This is a genomic window from Leptospira kanakyensis, assembly GCF_004769235.1.
Classification (GTDB): domain Bacteria; phylum Spirochaetota; class Leptospiria; order Leptospirales; family Leptospiraceae; genus Leptospira_A; species Leptospira_A kanakyensis.
Genome location: NZ_RQFG01000006.1, coordinates 1 through 1286 on the forward strand (window position 1 = coordinate 1; position 1286 = coordinate 1286).

1 protein-coding gene is annotated in these 1286 nt (G+C 33.1%); it reads left to right on the top strand.

What is annotated here, in order from left to right:
• Positions 1–98: 98 nt before the first annotated feature.
• Entirely contained in the window at positions 99–1244 is a 1146-nt protein-coding gene (locus tag EHQ16_RS07905; RefSeq protein ID WP_135638860.1) for an IS91 family transposase, read from the top strand.
• Positions 1245–1286: the final 42 nt, after the last annotated feature.

Sequence of the window (1286 nt, forward strand, 5' to 3'; positions counted from 1 at the left end):
CTAGTTCGTTATACGTAATGACCCAAATCTTATCTTTATGACTGTTTTGACATAGAAAAATAGGATACCAACTCTGCACTTTTTGGACATCCTTTTGCATGGACATACAAGATATCTTTATCAAAAACATCGATTTCATTCAATCGGCTAACTTGCCTAAGCATGTTAAAAAAACGGCTCTCGATATTGCTCAATGCAGAACTAATGCTATGAACGGACATCTTTACCAATGTCCTGAAGAACACTTCTCTGTTTTCCTTAGAAATTCTTGTAATAATAGATTCTGTCCTAAATGCCAATACAGAAATAAAGATCTCTGGAATGTTGCTACTAAAAACTTGATTATTAATACTGATCATTACCATCTTGTCTTTAAGTTACCTACTTTCTGTTATCCTTATGTTACTACTTTTTATAAAGACTTTGTAAACTTACTCTTTGAGGCTTCAAAAAAAACTATTTATAGAATACTTAAGCTCTCTTTTGATAAAAATGTTATACCTGGATTTATCATGGTTTTACACACTCATGGGAAGCTTAATCAATTCCATCCTCACATTCACGTTCTTATCACTGACGGTGGACTAGATAAAACTAACAACAACTGGGTGCTTTCGCAAAACAATCTTTTTGATTTCTACCAATTCAATTCTATTTATCAAATCATACTCAAAAAAGAACTTTTCGCTTTCTATAAAAACCATACTTCTCTAGGCAACTCTTTTCTAGAGCAAATTAATTCTAATTACAAAATGTTCGCTTTTACTTCCGAAAAAATTTCTGATCCTTATCACGTCATCGATTACTTTACTAAATCAATAAAAGGTTCTAACCTCAAAGAACAAGATCTTAATACCGATGACAATCTTGTCTCTATTAACATTGGTAATATTTCTTCCCAATTGTCCCAAAAAAACTTTATTAAACGTTACCTTTTACATGTTTTGCCTCTCGGAACCAAATCCATTCGGTATTTCGGGATCTATTCACATAAAGCAAAGAAATGCCTTAATTCTGCTAAGTTACTCTTCCCTGGTTCCAGTAACTTGGATTCCATTACAAGCATTCATCCGGAAAACTTAGAACATGAATTCGACTATTTGCCTTACAAGTTTTGTCCTATATGCAAGAAACATATGATCTTAATCGAGAAAACTTTACCTTTCCAGATGCCTCTATATGTCGAACACACTTTTGGTGATCAACCTCCGAATATCGAGTTCTTTAACTCAATCGCGGCTTAAATTTATGACTCATTTTTGGGTATACATTCTCCATTACTCTCC